This window comes from Streptomyces sp. NBC_01384 (assembly GCF_045040035.1).
In the GTDB taxonomy this organism is placed as follows: domain Bacteria; phylum Actinomycetota; class Actinomycetes; order Streptomycetales; family Streptomycetaceae; genus Streptomyces.
Genome location: NZ_CP109559.1, coordinates 3,246,490 through 3,267,716, shown reverse-complemented (window position 1 = coordinate 3,267,716; position 21,227 = coordinate 3,246,490). Strand labels below are relative to the sequence as shown.

The 21,227-nt window shown below is 70.7% G+C and carries 25 protein-coding genes; 15 read left to right on the top strand and 10 right to left on the bottom strand.

Going from position 1 to position 21,227, the window contains the following annotated elements; translation table 11 throughout:
* Positions 1–479: 479 nt before the first annotated feature.
* Genes OG747_RS14845 through OG747_RS14835 form a run of 3 tightly spaced genes read left to right on the top strand, consistent with a single transcriptional unit; the run spans position 480 to position 1,841 of the window.
* Positions 480–959, top strand: a complete 480-nt coding sequence (locus OG747_RS14845; RefSeq protein WP_405879798.1) for a hypothetical protein — start codon at positions 480–482, stop codon at positions 957–959.
* Positions 956–1,540, top strand: a complete 585-nt coding sequence (locus tag OG747_RS14840; protein ID WP_405879797.1) for a hypothetical protein — start codon at positions 956–958, stop codon at positions 1,538–1,540. The genes OG747_RS14845 and OG747_RS14840 overlap by 4 nt, the downstream gene beginning before the upstream one ends.
* Positions 1,533–1,841: a hypothetical protein gene (locus OG747_RS14835; RefSeq protein WP_405879796.1), complete on the top strand. Its 309-nt coding sequence runs from the start codon at positions 1,533–1,535 to the stop codon at positions 1,839–1,841. The genes OG747_RS14840 and OG747_RS14835 overlap by 8 nt, the downstream gene beginning before the upstream one ends.
* Here OG747_RS14835 and OG747_RS14830 read toward each other — a convergent pair.
* Positions 1,811–2,023 carry a DUF397 domain-containing protein gene (locus OG747_RS14830; RefSeq protein ID WP_405879795.1) on the bottom strand — a complete coding sequence of 71 codons (213 nt, stop codon included), beginning with the start codon at positions 2,021–2,023 and terminating at the stop codon, positions 1,811–1,813. The two genes, OG747_RS14835 and OG747_RS14830, sit on opposite strands and share 31 nt — an antisense overlap.
* Positions 2,024–2,026: 3 nt before the next feature.
* Positions 2,027–2,950 carry a helix-turn-helix domain-containing protein gene (locus OG747_RS14825; protein ID WP_405879794.1) on the bottom strand — a complete coding sequence of 308 codons (924 nt, stop codon included), beginning with the start codon at positions 2,948–2,950 and terminating at the stop codon, positions 2,027–2,029.
* A 133-nt stretch (positions 2,951–3,083) separates the two neighbouring features.
* On the opposite strand from OG747_RS14825, the gene OG747_RS14820 reads away from it, so the two are divergent.
* Both OG747_RS14820 and OG747_RS14815 read left to right on the top strand, forming a co-directional pair.
* Positions 3,084–3,521: an ATP-binding protein gene (locus OG747_RS14820; protein WP_405879793.1), complete on the top strand. Its 438-nt coding sequence runs from the start codon at positions 3,084–3,086 to the stop codon at positions 3,519–3,521.
* Positions 3,522–3,583: 62 nt separating this feature from the next.
* Positions 3,584–4,087, top strand: coding sequence for a hypothetical protein (locus tag OG747_RS14815; RefSeq protein WP_405879792.1), 504 nt, complete (start codon positions 3,584–3,586; stop codon positions 4,085–4,087).
* Here the strand turns inward: OG747_RS14815 and OG747_RS14810 are convergent.
* On the bottom strand, positions 3,988–4,620 hold the full coding sequence (locus OG747_RS14810) for a Uma2 family endonuclease (protein WP_405879791.1): 633 nt from the start codon (positions 4,618–4,620) through the stop codon (positions 3,988–3,990). The genes OG747_RS14815 and OG747_RS14810 overlap by 100 nt on opposite strands.
* A 206-nt stretch (positions 4,621–4,826) precedes the next feature.
* Complete coding sequence (locus OG747_RS14805; RefSeq protein WP_405879790.1) at positions 4,827–5,939, bottom strand: mechanosensitive ion channel domain-containing protein; 1,113 nt, start codon at positions 5,937–5,939, stop codon at positions 4,827–4,829.
* Positions 5,940–6,212: 273 nt separating this feature from the next.
* Here OG747_RS14805 and OG747_RS14800 point away from each other — a divergent pair, with 273 nt between their 5' ends.
* Positions 6,213–6,749 (top strand): HNH endonuclease, encoded by a 537-nt coding sequence (locus OG747_RS14800; protein WP_405879789.1) that lies wholly within the window; start codon positions 6,213–6,215, stop codon positions 6,747–6,749.
* Between the two features lie 202 nt (positions 6,750–6,951).
* Here the strand turns inward: OG747_RS14800 and OG747_RS14795 are convergent, their stop codons facing one another.
* Genes OG747_RS14795 through OG747_RS14785 form a run of 3 tightly spaced genes read right to left on the bottom strand, consistent with a single transcriptional unit; the run spans position 6,952 to position 9,070 of the window.
* Positions 6,952–7,782 (bottom strand): ZIP family metal transporter, encoded by an 831-nt coding sequence (locus OG747_RS14795; protein ID WP_405879788.1) that lies wholly within the window; start codon positions 7,780–7,782, stop codon positions 6,952–6,954.
* 53 nt (positions 7,783–7,835) lie between these two features.
* The gene (locus OG747_RS14790) at positions 7,836–8,540 is read right to left on the bottom strand and encodes an ABC transporter ATP-binding protein (protein WP_405879787.1); all 705 of its coding nucleotides are present in this window, start codon (positions 8,538–8,540) and stop codon (positions 7,836–7,838) included.
* Complete coding sequence (locus tag OG747_RS14785) at positions 8,537–9,070, bottom strand: PadR family transcriptional regulator (protein ID WP_405879786.1); 534 nt, start codon at positions 9,068–9,070, stop codon at positions 8,537–8,539. The genes OG747_RS14790 and OG747_RS14785 overlap by 4 nt, the downstream gene beginning before the upstream one ends.
* 211 nt (positions 9,071–9,281) lie before the next feature.
* On the opposite strand from OG747_RS14785, the gene OG747_RS14780 reads away from it, so the two are divergent.
* The 5 genes from OG747_RS14780 (at position 9,282) to OG747_RS14760 (ending at position 12,735) form a co-directional block, all read left to right on the top strand.
* Positions 9,282–9,521 carry a hypothetical protein gene (locus tag OG747_RS14780; protein ID WP_405879785.1) on the top strand — a complete coding sequence of 80 codons (240 nt, stop codon included), beginning with the start codon at positions 9,282–9,284 and terminating at the stop codon, positions 9,519–9,521.
* A complete protein-coding gene (malQ, locus tag OG747_RS14775) occupies positions 9,522–11,741 on the top strand; it encodes a 4-alpha-glucanotransferase (protein WP_405879784.1) in 2,220 nt (739 codons plus the stop codon). It begins immediately after the preceding gene.
* A gap of 106 nt (positions 11,742–11,847) precedes the next feature.
* On the top strand, positions 11,848–12,087 hold the full coding sequence (locus tag OG747_RS14770) for a hypothetical protein (protein ID WP_405879783.1): 240 nt from the start codon (positions 11,848–11,850) through the stop codon (positions 12,085–12,087).
* 154 nt (positions 12,088–12,241) lie between these two features.
* Positions 12,242–12,454 (top strand): hypothetical protein, encoded by a 213-nt coding sequence (locus OG747_RS14765; RefSeq protein WP_405879782.1) that lies wholly within the window; start codon positions 12,242–12,244, stop codon positions 12,452–12,454.
* An 86-nt stretch (positions 12,455–12,540) separates the two neighbouring features.
* Positions 12,541–12,735 (top strand): hypothetical protein, encoded by a 195-nt coding sequence (locus OG747_RS14760; protein ID WP_405879781.1) that lies wholly within the window; start codon positions 12,541–12,543, stop codon positions 12,733–12,735.
* Between the two features lie 24 nt (positions 12,736–12,759).
* Here the strand turns inward: OG747_RS14760 and OG747_RS14755 are convergent, their stop codons facing one another.
* On the bottom strand, positions 12,760–13,257 hold the full coding sequence (locus OG747_RS14755; protein WP_405879780.1) for a MarR family winged helix-turn-helix transcriptional regulator: 498 nt from the start codon (positions 13,255–13,257) through the stop codon (positions 12,760–12,762).
* A gap of 137 nt (positions 13,258–13,394) precedes the next feature.
* Between OG747_RS14755 and OG747_RS14750 the strand changes: the two genes are divergently transcribed.
* Positions 13,395–14,375: an EamA family transporter gene (locus OG747_RS14750; RefSeq protein ID WP_405879779.1), complete on the top strand. Its 981-nt coding sequence runs from the start codon at positions 13,395–13,397 to the stop codon at positions 14,373–14,375.
* Positions 14,376–14,718: 343 nt separating this feature from the next.
* The gene (locus tag OG747_RS14745; RefSeq protein WP_405879778.1) at positions 14,719–16,050 is read left to right on the top strand and encodes a M14 family zinc carboxypeptidase; all 1,332 of its coding nucleotides are present in this window, start codon (positions 14,719–14,721) and stop codon (positions 16,048–16,050) included.
* A 99-nt stretch (positions 16,051–16,149) separates the two neighbouring features.
* Here the strand turns inward: OG747_RS14745 and pepN are convergent, their stop codons facing one another.
* Entirely contained in the window at positions 16,150–18,729 is a 2,580-nt protein-coding gene (gene pepN / locus OG747_RS14740) for an aminopeptidase N (RefSeq protein WP_405879776.1), read from the bottom strand.
* A gap of 111 nt (positions 18,730–18,840) precedes the next feature.
* Here pepN and OG747_RS14735 point away from each other — a divergent pair, with 111 nt between their 5' ends.
* Complete coding sequence (locus tag OG747_RS14735) at positions 18,841–19,341, top strand: DUF1203 domain-containing protein (RefSeq protein WP_405879775.1); 501 nt, start codon at positions 18,841–18,843, stop codon at positions 19,339–19,341.
* Between the two features lie 51 nt (positions 19,342–19,392).
* Here the strand turns inward: OG747_RS14735 and OG747_RS14730 are convergent, their stop codons facing one another.
* Positions 19,393–20,409, bottom strand: a complete 1,017-nt coding sequence (locus OG747_RS14730) for an aspartate-semialdehyde dehydrogenase (protein WP_405879774.1) — start codon at positions 20,407–20,409, stop codon at positions 19,393–19,395.
* A gap of 289 nt (positions 20,410–20,698) precedes the next feature.
* Here OG747_RS14730 and OG747_RS14725 point away from each other — a divergent pair, with 289 nt between their 5' ends.
* Positions 20,699–21,226 carry an RNA polymerase sigma factor gene (locus OG747_RS14725; protein WP_405879773.1) on the top strand — a complete coding sequence of 176 codons (528 nt, stop codon included), beginning with the start codon at positions 20,699–20,701 and terminating at the stop codon, positions 21,224–21,226.
* Position 21,227 lies beyond the last annotated feature (1 nt).

Here is a 21,227-nt window from a genome sequence, read left to right as displayed (position 1 = left end):
TACGCGTTCCGGTACGAGGCCCCTGCTGATCTCCGGAGAGGCGGCAGTCCACGAGGCGCCCTGCTGAGGCGAGTTGAATACCCGGCTGGCGGAACCCGGGTGCAGGTGCGGTGTCGGTGCGTCAGCAGCGTGGCCCATGCCCATCACGGCTTCGTCACGATCGACCGGTGTGCGGGTGGGGCAGGGTGCAGGGCTTTGTGACGATGCGCCCCCTTGGGAAGGGTGACTTGGCCGCGCAGGGTGACGGCGGCCGAGGTGCTCCGCCATCACCCTCACAGGTTCCACTTCTTATGATCCGCCGCATGAAGGTGAACCGTTTGGCATGGGCTGTGCCGACCTGTCTGGTCGCGGCCTTCGCCGTGTCCTGTGGGGGCGGTGATGGCGAGAATCGTTCGGTTTCCGGGGAACGTTCCCGGGTGACGCCCGCGGCATCCAGCGCCTCGCCGTCCTGCTCGAAGGCATCGATACGGTGGGGCAAGGTGACGGTGGGCACGAAGCTGATCGCCGTGTCGCAGCTCGTGACGGTGGAGGACGGCCAGGAGCTCGGACGGGTCAAGCTCTCGCCCCACCACGTGCGGACCGTGACGTCCCGTATCGAGGCGAGCGGTGGCAGCGTGCCGATGGAGCGCGTCCTCGCCTCCCTGGAGAAGCGGCTCGGATACGACTCGCCGACCTTCAGGAGGCCCGGGAAATCGACGTCCGCCCGGCTGGAGAAGGACGGTCTCGGCTCGATCGACTTCCTGGGGCATCCCGGGCGGTTTCTCGTGGCTGCGGGAGTCAGGGTCGTCGAGGCGAGCTTCGCCCTCGACTGCTCCGGCTCCGCCGACACGCCGATCCACGGCAGCCTCACCTCGTGGTACGGGAGCAGCGGGGCCTCGATGAAGTGCGGGATCGTGCCGGAGAAGGGCAAGTGGTTCCGCGAGGCCTACGACCTGGTCTGCCCGGGGGCTCACTCATGAAGCTCATGAAGCCCGTGAAGCTGCTGATGGCGTGCTGGCGCGCGGCCGCGGCCAGGTGCGTGTCGCCGGCGCTCACCATGAGTTTCATCGACCTCGGGAACGACGGTTTCACGTGGGAATCCGTGAGCCAGAAAGTGGTCTTCAGCCCTCTGGTGTGGGGGATCCTGACGCTCCCGGTGGCGGCCCTCGGAGTGTGGTCGCTGCGGCGGCGGGCCGGTGCGGCCGGCATCGCGCTCTCTGCCTCGGCCCTGGACGATCGGCAGACGCACGTACTGCGTCCGGTACTGGTCTCGGACGGCTGGCAGGACCGGGTCCGCGAGGAACTGGCGACATCGGAGCGGGCGTTCCTCGTCGCCGAGAAGGGCGACGAGGAGATCCACTTCCGGTGGCGCCCCGGGCGGGGGAAGCAGTCCGTGTGGGGATCGATGTCCTTCGACGCACCCTCGGGGGACGTCGTCCTCGACGTCCGGGACGAGGAGGGACTCTTGGGGGTGTCCGGGCTGGGCAAGGGGGTCTCGTTCGTCGCGGTGTGTCAAATAGCCAGGGCCACCGGGCTGGAGTCCGGGACCGCTCGTGGATGAGCTGTCGTGGTACGGCGTTCGGTGTGTCTTCCGCCATCGTGAGCTGGAGGTCTACGAGGAGCGGGTGACCCTCTGGACCGCCGGCTCCCTGGACGAGGCCATCGGCCGAGCGGAGGCCGAGGCGGGTGAGTACTGCGCGGCACTGGAGGACACCGACTACACCGGCTTCGCCGAGGCGTTCCGGATGGACGGGGTGCCGGGGGAGGGGGCCGAGGTCTTCTCGCTCATGCGGGAGAGCGACTTGCCCTCTGGCGCCTATGTGGGGAAGTTCTACGCGACGGGGCGTGAGCGGACCGGCTGACGGGTGAGCATGGGTCCTGACGTGGTGAACTGCGCCCAGGCGGTCGGGGTGAGGCGGAGTATCGGACCGTCGGGGGACTTGGAGTCGCGGATGGCTATGGTGCCGGGGATGTTGCGGGCGACTTCGACGCATTCGCCACCGGAACTGCTGTAGCTGGACTTTATGAAGCTGAACTCGGGCACGGGTCAGTTCTCCTGGCGGATGCGTTCGATGAGCAGAGTGGCGTCGTGCTGGGAGAGGCTGAGGCGGGCCGTCCGGTCGAAGAAGCTGCTGTACGTGGCGCTCTCGGGCTCGTTCTCCACCCATACGGTAGAGACGATGGTGTCCACGTGCACCACGTCGACAGCTTCCGTCTCCGCGAACGAGACGATACTGAACGGGCCTGTGATGCAGGGGTGCCCGCCCGTATGGAACGGGAGCACCTGAAGGCGGACGTTCGGAAGTTTCGCGACGTCCAACAGATGCTCCAACTGGGCGCGCATCACGTTCGGACCGCCGACCAACTGCCGTAGCGCCGCTTCCCAGACGACCGCGTACACCTGGAGCGGACGTTCGTCGTGCAGGCGTCCCTGGCGGCGCATGCGAACCTCCACGATGCGCTCGATCTCGTCCGGGTCCTCCCACACTCCATCGCTGACGGCCAGTGAGCGTGCGTACTCAGCGGTCTGGAACAAGCCTGGGATCAGGGAGAGTTGCCAGGTGCGGACCCTGCTGGCGACGTCCTCCATCGCGATGTACTCGGCCAGCGCTCCCGCGTTCGGTGAGTGCTGCCACCATCCCTTGGCCTTGCGACGCTCGCGGTCCAGCCTTGCCAGCTCCATGAGCCGGGCTAGGACTTTGCGGTCCTCGATGCCGTAGAACTCGCACAGCACCCGGATGTCCGGGTCTCGCATAGGCACCCAGCCGCGCTCCATCTTCACGATCTTGGTGCCGGTCGCATTGATGGACTCGGCGGCCTGCTGCTGGGTCTTGCCTGCCGCATCACGCAAACGCAGGAGTTCACCACCGAGCCTGCGGCCAAGGACAGTTGATGCCCGGTTGCCTGCGGGTTGGGTTGATCGCTTCACGGTCACAGTCTGTCCCGCAAGGGTCACCGAGTCGACCGCCATCACTCTTTGGGGAATAACTTCCCCGAATTTATTGCCCCCGAGAAGAGCAGGCCACTACTTTCAGTGCACAACAGGCCACATAGCGGAGTCGCCCGCTTGGTGGTCCAGACCGCACAGAGAGGTGCGTGTCCCCATGACCGAAGCCCCACCCGTCCTCCACGAGGACCGTCTCGACTACACCCCCCTCGCCCGCAGCGTCACCCTCGCCCGCCGCAGAGCCGCACGGCTCGTCACGGAGTGGGGGCACCCCGCCCTCTCCGGAGACGTCGCCCTCGTCGTCTCCGAACTGATGACCAACGCGCTGCTGCACGGAAGCCTCCGGGACCGCCTCATTCGCGTACGCATCACGGCCACCGACTCCGTACTCCGGGTCGAGGTGAGCGACCCGCGCGGCGAGCGGCTGCCGTGCCCGCGTGCGGCGGAGGGCACCGATCAGTTCGGACGGGGGCTGTTACTCGTCGGGGCGCTGGCTCATCGCTGGGGGAGCGAGCCCCGGAGCATCGGCAAGACGGTGTACGCGGAGTGGGACCTTGCGGGGCGAGCCGATCTGTTCGCGGGCGCGGAGGAGTGACGGGAACGGCGCTAGCGTGGGCACGTGCCGAAAGGGCGCTGGGCGAGCGGAAAGGGCGGCCGATGACCATGCCGTACGCGCACGGGGACGGTCCGCTCATTCCCCGGCCCGAGCTCACGCTTCCGGCCCTCCGGCAGGCCGTGGCGACGGTCGTGCCGTCCCGGCTCCCCGAGTTCTTCGAGGACCTGCAGAGGGCCTTCGTGCGGGCGGGCGACGAGGACAGCGTCGTACCGATCCGGATGTTCTACCGGCGGTGGGGCGTCGTGGTCGAGACCGAGCGGCACCCCGAGACGGCCCGTCGCCTGCATGCTTCCGAGCAGGCCATCAGCAGCCCGGACCCGGCCGTACGCGAGCGCGCCATCCGTGAGGCCGGTGAGATCGTGCGCGCCGCGCACCGTGACGTCGCCGCTGGTTCGGGTGACGGCTTCCGGCCGTACGGCGAGACCCCGCGGGACATGACCGAGGGTCAGTCCGCCGTCTCCAGGAAGGCGGCCGTGTCGAGCGCGGGATACGGGGCGGGCAGCGGAAGCGGATGGCCCAGGTCGACCTTGATCTCGGAGTCGTAGTACGCCCCCGTGGGGGCGTCGTCGCCGGGCGGGATCGGGTCGGTGTAGCAGTGGGCCGTTTTCGCGTTGCGGTTGATCAGGACGTAGACGGGGACGCCTGCGGCGGCGTAGGTGTGGAGCTTGGGGCCGGTGTCCGTCCAGTGGTTGGTGGAGGTGACCTCACCGACCAGCGCGATCATGTCGATGGGGTACCAGCCCTTGTGGGTCTCGCGGTACGACTCGTCGAGCTCGGTTGCTTTGCGGCGGCGGACGTAGAAGTCCGGGATGAGCAGAGCCGTGGTGTCGCCGTTCTCGTCGGCCACGCGATAGCCGTTTCCCATCCCCGTATGGACGACTCCCGCGGAGTGAAGCTGGAAGCTCAGCTCGCAGGCGCCGTGGCTGTGTCCGTCATCCGGCATTCGCGGGACGATGACCGTCTCCGCGACGTACTCCGGCCGCATCGGTGCCGCGGCCGCTTTCTCCAGGGTGGCCAGCAGGCCGATGGGGTCCTGGAGGGGCTCTGTGCCCGGTGTCGCGATGAAGACAATGCCCATCACAGGTTCCCCTCGTCGTGCTGGCGTGAGGCGTCCGCCTCGGGAGAACCATGGGGCGGCCGGACGGTGCACGGAGCCCGAAGTCCGGACCTCTCACTCGAACGAGTGTGCTGAACCGTTACGGCGGTCAAGGTGCCGTACGGACGAGGGGCGGCCCCCGGAGCAGAACACCCGGGCGCCGCCCTTCGTCCGTACCGCCGCCGCCCCTACTTCGGAGCGGTTGACGGAGCCGGAATCGACGCGGGCGCCGGGGTGATCGGGGTGGTCGCCTCCGACTGCGGGGACGCCGGGTTGCCGAGGGCCGACGGGGCCGCGACGTTTTCCGTGGGGTCCGCGGTCTCGTCCTCCGGGGCCGTCGCCGGGCCGCCCACGATGCGGATGTGCGCCGCGTCGAAGGCGCGCTTGATGCGCCAGCGGAGTTCGCGTTCGACGCTCAGCGCCTTGCCGGGCATCGTTTTCGCCGAGACGCGGACGACCATCGAGTCGAGCAGGACGCTGTCCAGGCCAAGGACCTCGATCGGGCCCCAGAGGCGCTCGTTCCAAGGCTCTTCCTTGCTCATGGCCTCGGCGACCTCGGACAGCACGGACTGGACGCGGTCCAGGTTCTCCGAGGAGCGGACGGTGACGTCGACACCGGCCGTGGCCCAGCCCTGGGAGAGGTTGCCGACGCGCTTGACCTCGCCGTTGCGGACGTACCAGATCTCGCCGTTGTCGCCGCGGAGCTTCGTCACGCGCAGGCCCACCTCTATGACCTCGCCGGAGGCGACCCCCACGTCGATCGTGTCGCCGACTCCGTACTGGTCCTCCAGGATCATGAAGACACCGGAGAGGAAGTCCGTGACCAGGTTGCGCGCGCCGAAACCGATCGCCACGCCCGCGACACCGGCGGAGGCCAGCAGCGGCGCCAGATTGATCTGGAACGTGCCCAGGATCATCAGCGCGGCGGTGCCCATGATGAGGAAGGACGCGACCGAGCGGAGGACCGAGCCGATCGCCTGGGAGCGCTGGCGGCGGCGCTCGGCGTTCACCAGGAGACCGCCGAGGGCCGTGCCGTCGACCGCCTGGACCGTGCGGCTCATCCGGTCTATGAGCTTGGTGATCGCGCGCCGGACCACCACTCTCAGTACCGCCGCGATCACCAGGATCAGCAGCACGCGCAGGCCGATCGCCAGCCACGTGGACCAGTTCTGCTCGACCCAGCTCGCGGCGTTGGTCGCGCTCTGCTGGGCGTTCTGGAGCGTGGCGGTCGTCGGGTCCGTCGTCGCCGAGGGGGACGGCGACGGGGTGGATCCTGTGGCCGACAGGACGGTCGGGAACACGGCAGGTACCTCCAGGCGTAGCGGTCCGCCCGCGGCTTGGGGACACGTGAAGGCGCCGGCGGGCAGAACCACCACACTAACGGGGCATCGTGTGCCGATCGTTGCAATGTCCGGGGGAGAGACGGTCCTCACCTGGGGATGACAGAAGGTGTGGTCGAAAACACTCCCAGCCCGTTACCGGGACATGGTGGCGCTTCCACCAGGCAAGAGGAGAGACTGACTGCAGATCGTCCCGGCGCGAGCCACGCGCCGCCGGCGTACAAGGAGGCATCCGTGCCGCATGTCCTGGTCCTCAACGCGTCGTACGAGCCACTCGGCGTCGTACCGCTCCGCCGCGCGCTCGTCCTCGTCCTTGAGAACAAGGCAATCGCCCTCGAGGAATCCGGCGCCTTTATGCACAGCGCAACCGTTACTGTCCCCGCACCCAGCGTGGTCCGGCTGAAGAGGTTCGTGCGGGTCCCTTACCGGGGGCCCGTTCCGTTGACCAGGCGAGCTCTGTTCGCCCGGGACGGCGGCCGGTGCATGTACTGCGGTGGCGTCGCAACCAGCGTCGACCACGTCATCCCGCGCAGTCGCGGGGGTCAGCACGCCTGGGACAACGTGGTGGCGTCGTGCCGTCGCTGCAACCACGTCAAGGCCGACCGTCACCTGGTCGAGATCGGCTGGCGCCTGCGCCACAAACCCGCCCCGCCATCGGGGCTCGCCTGGCGCATCATCGGAACGGGGCATAGGGACCCGCGCTGGCTGCCGTACCTGCAGCCGTACGGCGCGGAGGATGCGATGGCCCGGATCGACGGCATTTCCGCCTGACGATCCGGGCCTTTGTGTTCTCTGCCGTGTTCCCTGTCGTGCCGTTCCGGCTCCCCAGGAGGACCCCCGTGCCTCCCGGGGAGCCGGGTCATCGAGCTCGCGCCCGCAGCTCGGGAAGGACCGGCGCTTCTCCTGCGACATGGCTCCTGACCTGCGCGTACACTCTCCGGAGTGTGGCGATGGCCAGGCTGATGCGGTGGAGTCAGGCGCCCGCGGCCGTGACGACGGCGTCCGTGGCGAAGCCGAGCAGGAGGCCGAACAGGATGCACCAGGTGGTGAGCGTCTTCAGCCCGGTCCTGCGGGCGACGGCCAGCAGTTCGATGACGACGTAGAGGATCGACCCGGCGGCGAGGCCGAGGAACGCGATCGACAGGGTGTCGTTGACCAGGTGCTGGCCGATGACCGTGCCGAGGAAGGTGGGACCGCCGCCGATCAGGCCGAGCCACAGCAGGGTGAGCCAGGACGGGCGCTCGCCTTCGGCGGCCAGTGGAGCGACGATGCCGAAGCCCTCGGTGGCGTTGTGCAGGCCGAAGCCGATGATCAGCAGGACGGCGAGGGAGAGCTCGCCCTGGGCGGCGGAGTTGCCGATGGCCAGGCCCTCGGCGAAGTTGTGCAGGCCGATGCCGGTGGCGATCATCAGCGCGAGCGAGCCCGCCTGGCTGCGGATCTTCGGCGCCAGCTCGGCGGTGGAGGCGGCACCGGGCCCCGCGGGATGTGCGTCGGGGGTCTTGCGGCGGCGGGCGATCCAGCCGTCGTAGTGCACGAGCCCGGCCAGCCCGATCGTCAGGCCCACGGCCAGGGTGCTGCCCCCGGAGGCGACCGTTCCCCACTCGTGCTTGCTCAGCGCCTCGTCGATCGGCTCCCACGCGTGGGTCAGCACGTCCCATACCAGGAAGGTGAGGATGCCGATGGCCATGGCGTTCAGGCCGGCTTTGAGCCGCGGCGTGGGCCTGCGCAGGCGGCCGACGGGGAGGCCGAGATAGATGGTGAAGCCTGCGATGGCGCCGAGCAGGGCGATGTTCGTGCTGGACATGGGGACTCCGGTCAGCTGTGCGGGGTGCGCACGAAACCTAGGCTAGGTAAGCCTTACCTAACAACCGCTATGCGCCGACTTGGGGAAAGCTTGGTGAAGTCATTGCGCGGGCCGGCCTTCTCGGCGTGCTGCGCCAGCGCGGTCATGACCTGCTCGCCGGCGAGCGAGTCGAGCGCGCCCGTCGGCTCGTCCGCGAAGACCACCTTCGGACCGGTCACGAGGGCCCGCGCCAGCGAGACCCGCTGGGCCTGGCCGCCGCTCATCTCGCCGGGCCGCAGCGACTCCTGCCCCCGTACGCCGAACCGCTCCAGCCACTCACCGGCCCGCTCCTGCGCCGCGGTACGCGCGGTGCCCGCGAGCAGCAGCGGCAGCGCCACGTTGTCGAGCGCGGTCAGCTCCGGGATCAGCTGCCCGAACTGGAAGACCACCCCGAAGTCGGTGCGGCGCAGCTCGCTGAGCCGTCTCTCGGGGAGCCGGTCGAGGCGCTCACCGGCATACTCCACCGTGCCCTCGTCGGGCCGGACGATCCCCGCCAGGCAGTGCAGCAGCGTGGACTTCCCGCTGCCGCTGGCCCCGGTGACGGCCAGGATCTCGCCGGTGCGCAGTTCCAGTGAGGCGCCGCGCAGCGCCAGGGTGACGCCGTGCGACTTGACGAGGTCCCGGGCTGCCAGAAGTGGCCGGCCCAAGCTGCCGCTCGTACTCCTGCCCGCACTCTTGCCCGTACTGCTGCTCGCACTCCTGCCCGTACTGCTGCTCATGCGGCGTCGACCTCCGCGGTCAGAGTCGTGAGCCGGGCCGCGGTGGTGTCCATCCAGCGGAGATCGGCGTCGAGGTGGGTGAGGGCGTAGTCGGCGGAAAGTACGGTCGCGAGATCGGCGCCGGGGGCCGTCTTGACCGCGGTCAACTCGCGCATCCGTGCCATGTGCGCGGCGCGCTGTGCCCGCAGATAGCCGGCGGCGTCCGTCGAGGCGAGGATCCCGACGACGACCTTGGCGAAGATCTCGTTGGCCACGAAGGGCGCCGGTGGGGTGATCTCCCCGGCCCACCGGGCCAGTTCATGGGCCCCGTCGTCGGTGGAGCGGTACATCGTCCGCTCCGGACCGCCGTCCGAGTCGGTCCCCTCGACCTCGGCGAGACCGTCGCGGAGCAGGCGCTGCAGGGTCGTGTAGACCTGCCCGTAGGCCAGCGGGCGGGCCTGCGGGAAGCGTTCGTCGTGGCGTCGCTTGAGGTCGTAGCCATGACTGGGACCTCCGGCGAGCAGCCCCAACAGGATGTGACGGGTGCTCATGGGGATCAGTATGTACTCAATATATGTACTGAATGAATAGTGGTCGCCGAAAAGTTCTCCAGGCCGCCGACATCCTGCCGCCGAGGGACGGGGACCAGGGGAACGGAATGTGACCGGAAGCACGTTGTTCGTCCGTGTACGTCTGCCATGGCGCCCGTTGGGTAGAGCTGCGATATCCCGCTTCCAGCCGTACGACGACAAGGAGGCCCCTGTGGCCGCATCGGCACACCTTCTGCTCCCGGCCCTCTCCAAACGCCCGGCGGAGTCCTCCGCCGAGCCCCATGTGTGCGTCTTAAGTGCCGAGGGCGCCTCCGCCGAACCGCCGCTGACCAGCGAACCTCCCCTCCCCGACGCCGAGCCGCTGACCAGCGAGCCGCCGCTGGCCAACGCCGCGCACCTGACCAGCGAGCCCCTCTCCACCGGCGCCGCAGCGGACGTCTCGGGGGTATAGATGGCGCCTTCCCCGTCCGTCGACCCTCCGTCCGTCGACCCTCCGTCCGCCGACCCCCGGGACTCGGCTTCACCCCTGTCGCGGCTCGCCGAACTGCACGGCGTCGCCACCTCCTACAGCCCGTCCCCGGACCGTACGGTCGCGGCCACGGAGACCGCGGTCGTCGCGGCCCTGGCGGCGCTCGGCGTCGACGCGAGCACCCCGGACGCCGTCCGCGCGGCCCTCGCGGCCCGGGAGGCCCAGACGCGGGAGCGGTTGCTGCCGCCGACGGTGGTGTGCTGGGGCGACCGCCCACCCGCCGCCCTCGCGGCCCTGCCGGCCGGCACCCGGCTGCGTATCACCACCGAACAGGGCCAGACCCGCGCCGCCGCCGAGCAACTCCCGCCCGGCGTCCACGCGTTGCACGCCACCGCGCCCGACGGCCGCACCGCCGACGCCCACCTCGTCGTCGCCCCCGCCCGGCTGCCCGCGCCGCCCGGACGCACGTACGGACTCCTCGTCCAGCTCTACTCCCTCCTCTCCCAGCGCTCCTGGGGCATGGGCGACCTCGGCGATCTCGCCGAACTGACCGCCTGGGCGGGCAGGGCGCTCGGCGCCGGATTCGTGCAGGTCAACCCCTTGCACGCGGCCGTACCCGGCGCCCCCACCGACCCCTCCCCGTACCGGCCCTCCTCCCGGCGCTTCCCCGACCCGGTGCATCTGCGGGTCGAGGACATCCCCGAGTTCGCCTACGTCGACGACCCCGACCGGGTGCGGGCACTGCTGGAGCGCGCCGAGCGGCTGCGCGCATCCGTGCTGCACAAGGGCGCGTTGATCGACCGCGACGCCGTGTGGGAGCTCAAGCGCGAGGCACTGGAACTGGTCCGCGAGGTGCCGCTCGGGCCCGGCCGGCGGGCCGCGTACGTCGACTTCCTCGCCGAGCAGGGCGAGGCGCTGGAGGACCACGTCACCTGGTGCGCGCTCGCCGAGGTGTACGGCCCGGAGTGGCAGAAGTGGCCCGCGGGCCTGCGTAACCCCCGCTCGCCCGAAACCGCCCGCGCCCGCGGCGAGTTGATGGACCGGGTCGACTTCCACAGCCGTCTCGCCTGGCTCACCGACGCCCAGCTCGCCACGGCGCAGCGATCCGCGCGCGACGCGGGGATGGCGGTGGGGCTCGTGCACGACCTCGCGGTCGGGGTGCATCCGGGCGGGGCGGACGCCTGGGCGCAGCAGGAGTACTTCGCGGCGGGCATGTCGGTCGGCGCGCCCCCGGACGCCTTCAACGCGCGCGGCCAGGACTGGGGCCTGCCGCCCTGGCGCCCGGACCGGCTGGCCGCCTCGGGCTACGCCCCCTACCGCCGCCTCCTGCGCGCCCTCTTCCGATACGCGGGCGCCCTGCGCATCGACCACGTCATGGGGCTGTTCCGGCTCTGGTGGATCCCGCAGGGACAGCCGCCCACGGAGGGTACGTACGTCCGCTACGACGCCGAGGCGATGCTCGCGATCCTGACGCTGGAGGCCTCGCGGGCCGGGGCGCTGGTGATCGGCGAGGACCTGGGCACCGTCGAACCCGGGGTGCGCGAGGCGCTGCACGAGCGCGGGGTGCTCGGCACCTCGGTGCTGTGGTTCGAACGCGACTGGGACGGCGACGGACAACCCCTGCCCCCCGAGCGGTGGCGCGCCGACTGCCTCGCCACCGCCACCACCCACGACCTGCCGCCCACCGCCTCCCGGCTCACCGGCGACCACGTCGAACTCCGCGACCGGCTCGGCCTGTTGACCGGCTCTCTGGCGGAGGAACGGGCCGCCGCCGCGGCGGAGATGCGGGAGTGGCTGGCGCTGCTCGCCCGGCTCGGGCTGCTGCACGGCGCGGGCGGCGGCGGCTTTGCCGTGTCGGAGGAGGCGGAGATCCAGGCCGTGCACCGGTTCCTGCTGCGCACCCCGGCCCGCATGATCGGCGTCTGGCTCCCGGACGCGGTCGGCGACCGGCGCCCGCAGAACCTGCCCGGCACCTGGGACCAGTATCCGAACTGGCGGCTGCCCATCGCGGACGCGGACGGCCGCCCGGTGACGCTGGAGGAGCTGGCCGCCTCGCCGCGGCTGTACGCGCTGATCGATGTGTTGCGGGTGCGTTCCGGGAACCGTGGCGGGAGCTATGGCGGGGACCGCGGCGGGAAGGATGGCGGGGACCGCGGCGGGAGTAAGGGCAGGGGTGACGGGTGGGAGCCACGGCGGGGGTGACGCCGGGGGTGCGGACGGGGTGACGCCGGGGGTGCGGGCGGGGCGTGAGGCCTCCGTACGGCACCCCGGGCGCGCGACCCATTCAGGTGTTCGCTACGTTTACACCGTGGACAAGAAGAACGCCCTGCGCGCCGGCGCCCTGGCTTCCGGTACGACGCTGATGATGCTGCTCATGTCGTCCCCCGCGCTCGCGCTGACCCGCGACGATGGTGACGACCCCGGCAAGGGCCTGAGCGTGATCGAAACGCTCGGCCTCTACGTCGTGACGCCGATCGTCCTGTTCCTGGTCATCGCGGGTCTCGTGATGGTCCTGGACAAGTCCCACAAGCAGCCGAAGCAGAGCTGATCCGATTCCGGCTCGCTTCCTGGAGCTTCGGCTTCTGGCCGAGGTCTGAATCTGATCCTTCTCGATCGAGGGAGTCCGCGTACCCACCGGGTGCGTGGACTCCCTCGACGCGTTTTCGGGGCTTCTTTATCGGGGCCTCTACGGGTGCGGCGCCGTGAGATACCGCTGCACCGTCGGCGCCAGCCACGCCACGATGGGTGCCCTGGGTGCCCTGGGCGACCGCAAGGACCGCCTCACCGTGGAGAGCTGGGCGAGCGACCGGCGTACGACGCTGCTCGTGCGGCCTGACGGATACGTGGCCTGGGCCGCCGAGTCCCCCGACGCGGCGGCGGTCGCGGCGGCGGTGACGGCGGCGGTGGGCGACTAGGGAGTGGCCGACGGCTGTCGGGGGTGTTCTCGGGGGCGGCTCAGGGAGATCACCGGGCACTCGCCGCGCTCCTGTGGATCGTCGGCATGGCCTTGCGCGCCGGATTCGAGTACTGGGTCACTCCCGGCGGCTCCGGCGGCGTGGCGCGGTTCATCCGCGACAACCTGATCACCGGTTCCGCCGTCTGGACCGCCTCGCTGCGGCTGATGGCGCCGGCACAGGTCCTGGGCCGGCTCGCCGTGATACACGTCAAGGCGAGCCAGGTCGCCACCGCGAGCTGAGGGCCCGCTGTGCCCCCCCGGGGCCTACGCGCCCGTGCCGACCAGCAACTCGCGCAACAGCTCGGCCAGTTGGCCGGCCTGTTCCTCGTCGAGATGGGCCAGGGCCTCCGTCTGGACGGCGAGCCCCGCGCCGACGGCCTCGTCGATGAGCCGCAGCCCCTTGTCGGTGAGCGTGACATGGAGCCCGCGCCGGTCGTGCGGGTCGGGCGAGCGCCGCAGCAGCCCCGCGCGCTCCAGTTTGTCCAGGCGCCCGGTCATCCCGCCGGTGGTGAGCATGAGCGTCGCCGAGAGCTGCCGGGGCGAGAGGGTGTACGGGGCGTTCGAGCGGCGCAGGGTCGCCAGTACGTCGAACTCCCCGCGCGAGATCCCGAACCGCGCGTACGCCTTCTCCATCCGGTCGCCCATCGCCCGCCCGAGGCGGAAGATCCGCCCGAAGACCTCCATCGCGGCGGTGTCGAGGTCCGGCCGGACGGTGGCCCACTGCTCGATGATCGCGTCGACGGGGTCTTGGGGCGTCTTCATGAGGCCGAGTATCCGCCGGGGGTCGGTTGCTCGCAAGAAAGTAGCTCGCAGGAAAGTAGATTAGGTGGAAGTGGCTTTATCGGAAGTTACTTAGGGCTAAGCTACTTTCCGCTGACCTACTCCGAATCGGGTGCCCCATGGCCGCGAACGCGAACCGCCCCGCCCTCATAGCCCTCACCGCGCTGGCCCCCATCTCCTGGGGCAGCACCTATGCCGTCACCACCGAGTTCCTGCCAGCCGACCGGCCCCTGTTCACGGCGGTGCTACGCGCCCTGCCCGCGGGACTGCTGCTCCTCGCGTCGGCGCGGGTGCTGCCGCGCGGCGCCTGGTGGTGGAAGGCGGCGACTCTGGGCGCGCTGAACATCGGCGCGTTCTTCCCGCTTCTGTTCCTCTCCGCGTACCGGCTGCCCGGTGGCATGGCGGCGGTCGTCGGCTCGGTCGGGCCGCTGTTCGTCGCGGGCCTCGCGGCCCTGCTGCTCGGCGACCGCCCGACCCCGCGGACGCTCCTCACCGGTATCGCCGCCGCCCTCGGTGTCAGCCTCGTCGTCCTGAAGGCGGCGGGCGCGCTGGACCCGGTGGGTGTCCTCGCGGCGCTCGCCGCGACCGCGTCGATGTCCACCGGCACGGTGCTCACCAAGCGGTGGGGGCGCCCGGACGGGGCCGGTCCGCTGGCGCTCACCGCCTGGCAGCTGACGGCCGGCGGACTGCTCATCGCCCCGGTCGCCCTCTTCGTGGAGGGCGCGCCGCCCGCGCTGGACGGCCGGGCGCTCGGTGGGTACCTCTACCTCGCGCTGGCGAACACGGCGGTCGCGTACTGGCTCTGGTTCCGTGGCATCGGCCGGCTGAGCGCCATGCAGGTCACCTTCCTCGGCCCGCTGTCACCGCTGACCGCGGCCGTCATCGGCTGGGCGGCGCTGGGGCAGGCGCTGACGCCGGTGCAGGTGGCGGGGATGGCGCTGGCGTTCGGGGCGACGGTGTTCGGGCAGCTCAAGCCGCGAGGCGTCAACGCCACGTCATCCCCGCGTGACGTATCTCCCGGAGGTCCCCGTGGCCGTCGACGTCGTGTGCCGCAGTTGCGGGAAGCTGTTGGCGGCGCGGGGCGGCCGGAAGGGGCGTAGCTCCGTGTACGCCGCCACCTCCGCCTTCCTCCGCCTTCCTCGCCTCCGACCATGCGGGCGGCATCACCGGCACCTTTGTCGACGTCACCGGCGGGATGTTCCCGGGCTGGGCCCGGCATGTGCCACCGTCACCAGGACCCCTTCCCGTTACAGCGACATGCCTTGACACTCTGGTGCCCCGAGTCGAGCCTTGACGGGACGCGGTCGGCGATCGCGCCGTCAAGCTCAACATCCCGGTGTGGAAGAGGAGTTGGCGTGCCCACCAAGTGTGTGATCCGTCCGCTGGGCAAGAGGGAGATCACCGGCGACAGCAACGCGAACGGCACCTGACCGGGGGCCCGGCATGCGGGGAACCCCGTATCCCACCCTTGACGAGCTGCTGCGACGCGCTCGCGCGATGGTGGCGGCACGGCCCGGCGTACTGCGGCTGCGTGACGTCGGGGCCTCGCGTGCCGGCCGGCCGCTGTGGCTGCTGTCGGCCGGACATGGCCCGCGGCACGTGCTCACGGTCGCCGGCGCGCACGCCAACGAGCCGGTGGGCGGGGCCACGTCACTCCGGCTGGCGGAACGATTCGCCCGCGACCCGGGCGTACTGGGTGGCGGCGACGGCGGGCTGGACTGCACCTGGCACTTCCTGCTCTGCCTCGACCCCGACGGCGCCAGCCTCGCCGAGCGCTGGATGACCCCGACGCCCGCCGGGACGACCGGGGCCGGATCGGCGTCGACCGGGGTCGGGATGGCGTCGACCGAGACCGAGGCGGTGTCCACCGGGGTCGGGGTGGCGCCGACCGTCGAGACGTACTATCGGCGCTTCTACCGCCCCGCCTTCGCCGCCCAGCCCGAGTTCCCGCCCACCGAGGGCGACCCGCGCCCGTCGATGCCGGAGTCCGGGATTCTGCTGCGGCTCCTCGACGAACTCCGCCCCGCCGTGCAGTTCTCGCTGCACGGCGTCGAAGTGGGCGGAACCTTCCTGCAGCTGACCCGCACCGTGCCCGGGGCGCCGGCCGCCTACCGGCGGATCGCCGCGGGTCTCGGCATCCCCCTGGAACACCGGCCGTTCGACGGCATGGGATGGCTGGTCGAGGGCCCGGGCGTACTCGTCCTGCCGGACGGGAGCCCGATCGAGGAACGGGACCCCTCGGGCTTCACCTCGCAGGCGACCTGGCTCTACGCGATGCGGCACGGCACCGTGTCGGCCGTCGTCGAGGCACCCTTCTGGAGCGCGGCGGGCGTCTGCGATCCGCGGCCGGTGGCCGAGCCGCGCCGCGAGGTCGCCGAGGCTTGCGAGGTCCTGCTCTACCGGGCCAAGCAGTTGGAGTCGGTGGTGGGGGAGTTGGACCCCAGCCCGCCGGAAACCCCCGACGAGCTGGCTCACTTCACCGCCGCCCGCGAACTCATGGACATCGGTTCCGCGGTCGTGGACACCTGGAACGCCGCCCACCTCGCCACCACCGTGGGCAACTCCGTCTCCCTCGGCATCGCCGCCCGGCGCATCCCGCTGCGCGCGGCGGCCATGATGAGCCAGGCCCTGGGCGGCGCACCGGCGCTGGACACGCTCGTCGGCGCCTGGTCGCGTGAGCTGGAGAGCACGTTCGACATACGGTGGGTACCCGTCGCCGACCAGGCCGAACTGCAGACCCGCACCATGCTCGCCCTCGCCCGCGCCCTCATATGAACGCCCGCGCCCTCATGCGAAAGAGGGCGCCCGGCACAATGCCGGGCGCCCCCCATCACGTACAACCAGCGACGACTGCGACTGCGACTGCGACTGCGACTACGAGGACGTCGCCGCCGCGTCAGCCGCCTGGGCCTTCAGCGCTCGCTCGACCCCGGAGCGGGACTCCGAGATCAGCCGCCGCAGGGCAGGGCTGGGCTCGGCGGAGGCCAGCCACGCGTCCGTCTTGGCCAGGGTCTCCTCGGAGACCTGGATCGACGGGTAGAGACCGACCACGATCTGCTGGGCGATCTCGTGCGAACGGGCGTCCCAGATGTCCTTGACCACGGAGAAGTACTTGTCCGTGTACGGGGCGAGCAGCTCACGCTGGTCGGTCTGCACGAAACCGCCGATCACCGCCTCCTGCACGGCGTTCGGCAGCTTGTCGGACTCGATGACCGCGGACCAGGCCTCCGCCTTCGCCTCCTCGGTGGGACGCGCGGCACGGGCTGTGTCCGCGTGCCGCTCACCGGCCGCCGTCTTGTCGCGCTCGGCCTCGCCGGCGATCTCCGCGTCGTCGTAGCGCCCGACCGCCGCGAGCCGCTCCACGAACGCCCAGCGCAGCTCGGTGTCGACGGCGAGGCCCTCGATGGTCTCGCGGCCCTCGAGCAGCCCCTCCAGGAGGTCCAGCTGCTCCGGAGTACGGGCGGTCGCCGCGAAGGCGCGCGCCCAGGCGAGCTGGTGGTCGCTGCCGGGCTCGGCCGCGCGCAGATGCGCGAGCGTCGCGTCCGTCCAGCGGGTCAGCAGCGCCTCGCGGGCCGTGGGGTCGGCGTACAGCTCGATCGCCAGCTTCACCTGGCGCTGCAGCGACTGCACGACACCGATGTCGGACTCCTTGCCGATGCCCGACAGGACGAGGGACAGGTAGTCGCGGGTGGCGAGTTCCCCGTCGCGGGTCATGTCCCAGGCCGAGGCCCAGCACAGGGCGCGCGGCAGGGAGGACTCGAAGTCGCCGAGGTGTTCGGTGACGAAGGCGAGCGAGTCCTCGTCGAGGCGGACCTTGGCGTACGACAGGTCGTCGTCGTTGAGCAGGAAGACGGCCGGGCGGCGCTTGCCCACCAGCTCCGGTACGGCCGTCAGCTCGCCGTCGACGTCCAGCTCGACGCGCTGGTCGCGCAGCAGCTTGCCGCTCTCGTCGTCGAGGTTGTAGAGGCCGATCGCGATGCGGTGCGGGCGGAGCGTCGGCTCACCCTTGGCCCCCGCCGGGAGCGCCGGGGCTTCCTGCCGGATCGCGAAGGAGGTGATGACACCGCCCGCGTCGGTCTCGACCTCCGGGCGCAGGATGTTGATCCCGGCGGTCTGGAGCCATTTCTCCGACCAGGTCTTCAGGTCGCGCCCGGAGGTCTCCTCCAGGGCGCCCAGCAGATCGCTGAGGCGCGTGTTGCCGTACGCGTGCCGCTTGAAGTACGCCTGCACGCCCTTGAAGAACTCGTCCATGCCGACGTACGCGACGAGCTGCTTGAGGACGGAGGCGCCCTTGGCGTACGTGATGCCGTCGAAGTTGACGAGGACGTCGTCCAGGTCGTTGATCTCGGCCATGATCGGGTGGGTGGAGGGCAGCTGGTCCTGCCGGTACGCCCACGTCTTCATGGAGTTGGCGAAGGTCGTCCAGGAGTGCGGCCAGCGGGAGCCGGGCCCGTACGCCTGGCAGGCGATGGAGGTGTACGTCGCGAACGACTCGTTCAGCCAGAGGTCGTTCCACCACTCCATGGTCACCAGGTCGCCGAACCACATGTGGGCGAGCTCGTGCAGGATGGTCTCGGCGCGCACCTCGTACGCGGCGTCGGTGACCTTCGACCGGAACACGTACTGGTCGCGGATGGTGACGGCACCCGCGTTCTCCATCGCGCCGGCGTTGAACTCCGGCACGAAGAGCTGATCGTACTTCTTGAACGGGTACGCGTAGTCGAACTTCTCCTGGAACCAGTCGAAGCCCTGCCGGGTGACCTCGAAGATCGCGTCCGAGTCGAGGAACTCGGCGAGCGAGGGACGGCAGTAGATGCCGAGCGGCACGCTCTGCCCGTTCTTCTCGTACACGCTGTGGACGGAGTGGTACGGCCCGACGATCAGCGCGGTGATGTACGTGGAGATCCGCGGCGTCGGCTCGAAGACCCAGGTGTCGTCCTTGGGCTCGGGCGTCGGCGAGTTGGAGATCACGGTCCAGCCGGTGGGCGCCTTCACGGTGAACTGGAAGGTGGCCTTCAGGTCGGGCTGCTCGAAGCTCGCGAACACGCGGCGCGCGTCCGGGACCTCGAACTGGGTGTAGAGGTAGGCCTGTTCGTCGACGGGGTCGACGAAGCGGTGCAGCCCCTCCCCGGTGTTGGTGTACGCGCAGTCCGCGACGACGCGCAGTACGTTGCGGCCCACCAGCAGCCCCGGGAGGGCGATCCGTGAGTCCTTGAAGACCTCGGCGGGGTCGAGGGGATCGCCGTTGAGGGTCACCTCGTGGACGGTGGGGGCCACCAGGTCGATGAAGGACTCCGCGCCGGTCTCGGCGGAGTCGAAGCGCACCGTGGTCACGGACCGGTAGGTGCCGCCCTCCTGCGCGCCCGAGAGGTCGAGGTCGATCTCGTACGAGTCAACGGTGAGCAGGTTTGCCCGCTGCTGCGCCTCTTCGCGGGTCAGGTTTGTGCCAGGCACGCGGTCATCTCCTCGTTATGTGACGGTTGCGCCATCCTTCCATGGGACCTGCACGGACGCGATGTCCGTTTCCCGCCGGAGCCGGGCCCGTGCGGGTGCGAGCCTGGAGACATGACGGCCTACACCGCACGCTCCATCGACCCGGCAGTCCTGAAGGATCTCCGCACAGCTGACGACGCGGACCGTCCGATGGTTCCCTTCGCGGACGAGGAGGGCGGCGCGCCGCTGCGCTGCTGCCTGCGCCGCAGCGAGCCGGACGAGGTCATCGCCCTCGTCTCCTACGCGCCGCTGCGCCGTTGGGCCGCCGAAACGGGCGCCGACCCGGGCGCGTACGACGAACAGGGCCCGGTCTTCATCCACGCCGACGACTGCCCGGGCCCCGACCTGTACGGCTACCCGTTCCCGGGCGCCCACCGCACGGTCCGCCGCTACTCCGCCGAGGGCCACATCCTGGGCGGCCGCCTGGTGGAGAACCCCGACGAGAACCCCGACTCCTTCGACGAGGCCTTCGACGAGGCCTTCGCGGAGGCGTTCGCCGATCCGGAGGTGGCGTCGGTCCACGTGCGGGCCGTGGAGTACGGGTGCTTCCTCTACGAGGTGCGGCGGGCGTGAGAAAGGGCGGTCACCGTACGGTGACCGCCCCCTGGGCATGCGGCGCGGGCGTCAGCCCCGGAGTTCCGCCGCCACCAGTTCCGCGATCTGGACCGCGTTCAGTGCGGCGCCCTTGCGGAGGTTGTCGTTGGAGATGAAGAGGGCGAGGCCGTGCTCGACGGTCTCGTCGGTGCGGATGCGGCCCACGTAGGACGCGTCCTGGCCGGCGGCCTGGAGCGGGTTCGGGATCTCGGAGAGGGCGACGCCCGGGGCGTCGGCGAGCAGCTCGGTGGCGCGCTCGACGGAGATCGGACGCGCGAAGCGGGCGTTCACCTGGAGGGAGTGCCCGGAGAAGACCGGGACGCGGACGCAGGTGCCGGAGACCTTGAGGGCGGGGATCTCCAGGATCTTGCGGGACTCGTTGCGGAGCTTCTGCTCCTCGTCCGTCTCGTGCAGACCGTCGTCGACGATGGACCCCGCGAGCGGGAGCACGTTGAAGGCGATGGGGCGCTTGTAGACGTGCGGCTCGGGGAAGTCGACCGCCCCGCCGTCGTGGGTCAGCTTGTCGGCGTCGGCGACGACCTTGAGCGCCTGGCCGTGCAGTTCGGCCACACCCGCGAGGCCGGAGCCGGACACCGCCTGGTAGGTGGCGACGACCAGCGCCTCCATCCCCGCCTCCTCGTGCAGCGGCTTCAGGACCGGCATCGCGGCCATCGTCGTGCAGTTCGGGTTGGCGATGATGCCCTTGGGGCGGTCGGCGATCGCGTGCGGGTTCACCTCGGAGACCACCAGGGGGACCTCGGGGTCCTTGCGCCACGCGGAGGAGTTGTCGATCACGACCGCGCCCTGCGAGGCGACCTTCTCGGCCAGCGCCTTGGAGGTCGCGCCGCCCGCGGAGAAGAGGACGATGTCCAGGCCGGAGTAGTCCGCCGTCGCCGCGTCCTCCACCGTCACACCGTCGAGCACCGACCCGGCGGAACGCGCCGAGGCGAACAGCCGCAGCTCCTCGACCGGGAACTTCCGCTCGACGAGGATCCTGCGCATGACTGTGCCGACCTGACCGGTGGCTCCGACGATTCCGACCCTCACAGCGACTCCCTTTGCGTGCGTTTTACGTGGTCCAGCGCTTCCATCATGCGTCTGACCGGTGCCCACGTGTCCAATCCTTTCCCCGTGCCGCCCGAGGAATGGGACGGAGCCTCCGTTCGGCATCCGTTCGGCATCCGAAAGAAAACCGTCCGTCGACCGCCGGGGACCGCAAACCGTACGGCCTGGGCCGTCTCGCGGGCCCCGGCCCGGTGTGACGTACGACTCCCTGGCGTGCGGCCGAACGTTTTGGCCCGCACCGGCGTCGTAGAGGAAACGCGGGAGGGGAGGGGTGGCTGTGCTGCGCAGAAAGGCACGCCGCGTCCAGGGGGTGGACGACCCCCTGGACGCGGCCCAGGAACGCCGGGTGCGGGCGGTGCTCGCGCTCGGTGGCGTACCACAGGCGGACCTGCCGGACGGGGTGCAGCAGGTCCGCCTGCGGTTGCTGGAACGCGCGGCGAAGGGGGACGAGGCGCCCCGTGACGTGTCCGCCTGGGTGGCGGTCGTCGCCTCGAACCTGGCGATGGACTGGCACCGGGCCAAGCGCCGTCAGGAGCGGCTCGGTGAGCGGCTCGCCGCACTGCGGCCGTCCGCGCACCCCGGCGACGAGGACTCCAGTGTGCTCTCGCTCGCCGTCGCGCGGGGACTGGACGAGCTGCCGGACCCCCAGCGTCAGATCCTGGTCCTGCGTTTCTACGCCGATCTGTCCGTGCGCGGGATAGCCGAGGAGCTCGGCATCCCGGAGGGCACGGTCAAGAGCAGGCTGCACTCGGCGGTCCGCGCCCTGCGCACCCGCCTGCACGAGGACGAGGTGGTGTGAC

Excerpts from the sequence above, each read along its gene's own strand:
- OG747_RS14790 (WP_405879787.1), bottom strand. The coding sequence starts at position 8,540 with ATGAGCAGCAGTACGGGCAGGAGTGCGAGCAGCAGTACGGGCAAGAGT.
- OG747_RS14760 (WP_405879781.1), top strand. The coding sequence starts at position 12,541 with ATGGCCTTGCGCGCCGGATTCGAGTACTGGGTCACTCCCGGCGGCTCC.
- OG747_RS14755 (WP_405879780.1), bottom strand. The coding sequence starts at position 13,257 with ATGAAGACGCCCCAAGACCCCGTCGACGCGATCATCGAGCAGTGGGCC.
- OG747_RS14810 (WP_405879791.1), bottom strand. The coding sequence starts at position 4,620 with ATGGGCATTGTCTTCATCGCGACACCGGGCACAGAGCCCCTCCAGGAC.
- malQ (WP_405879784.1), top strand. The coding sequence starts at position 9,522 with ATGGCGCCTTCCCCGTCCGTCGACCCTCCGTCCGTCGACCCTCCGTCC.
- OG747_RS14735 (WP_405879775.1), top strand. The coding sequence starts at position 18,841 with ATGACGGCCTACACCGCACGCTCCATCGACCCGGCAGTCCTGAAGGAT.
- OG747_RS14750 (WP_405879779.1), top strand. The coding sequence starts at position 13,395 with ATGGCCGCGAACGCGAACCGCCCCGCCCTCATAGCCCTCACCGCGCTG.
- OG747_RS14745 (WP_405879778.1), top strand. The coding sequence starts at position 14,719 with ATGCGGGGAACCCCGTATCCCACCCTTGACGAGCTGCTGCGACGCGCT.
- OG747_RS14840 (WP_405879797.1), top strand. The coding sequence starts at position 956 with ATGAAGCTCATGAAGCCCGTGAAGCTGCTGATGGCGTGCTGGCGCGCG.
- OG747_RS14825 (WP_405879794.1), bottom strand. The coding sequence starts at position 2,950 with ATGGCGGTCGACTCGGTGACCCTTGCGGGACAGACTGTGACCGTGAAG.
- OG747_RS14785 (WP_405879786.1), bottom strand. The coding sequence starts at position 9,070 with ATGAGCACCCGTCACATCCTGTTGGGGCTGCTCGCCGGAGGTCCCAGT.
- OG747_RS14820 (WP_405879793.1), top strand. The coding sequence starts at position 3,084 with ATGACCGAAGCCCCACCCGTCCTCCACGAGGACCGTCTCGACTACACC.
- OG747_RS14815 (WP_405879792.1), top strand. The coding sequence starts at position 3,584 with ATGACCATGCCGTACGCGCACGGGGACGGTCCGCTCATTCCCCGGCCC.
- OG747_RS14795 (WP_405879788.1), bottom strand. The coding sequence starts at position 7,782 with ATGTCCAGCACGAACATCGCCCTGCTCGGCGCCATCGCAGGCTTCACC.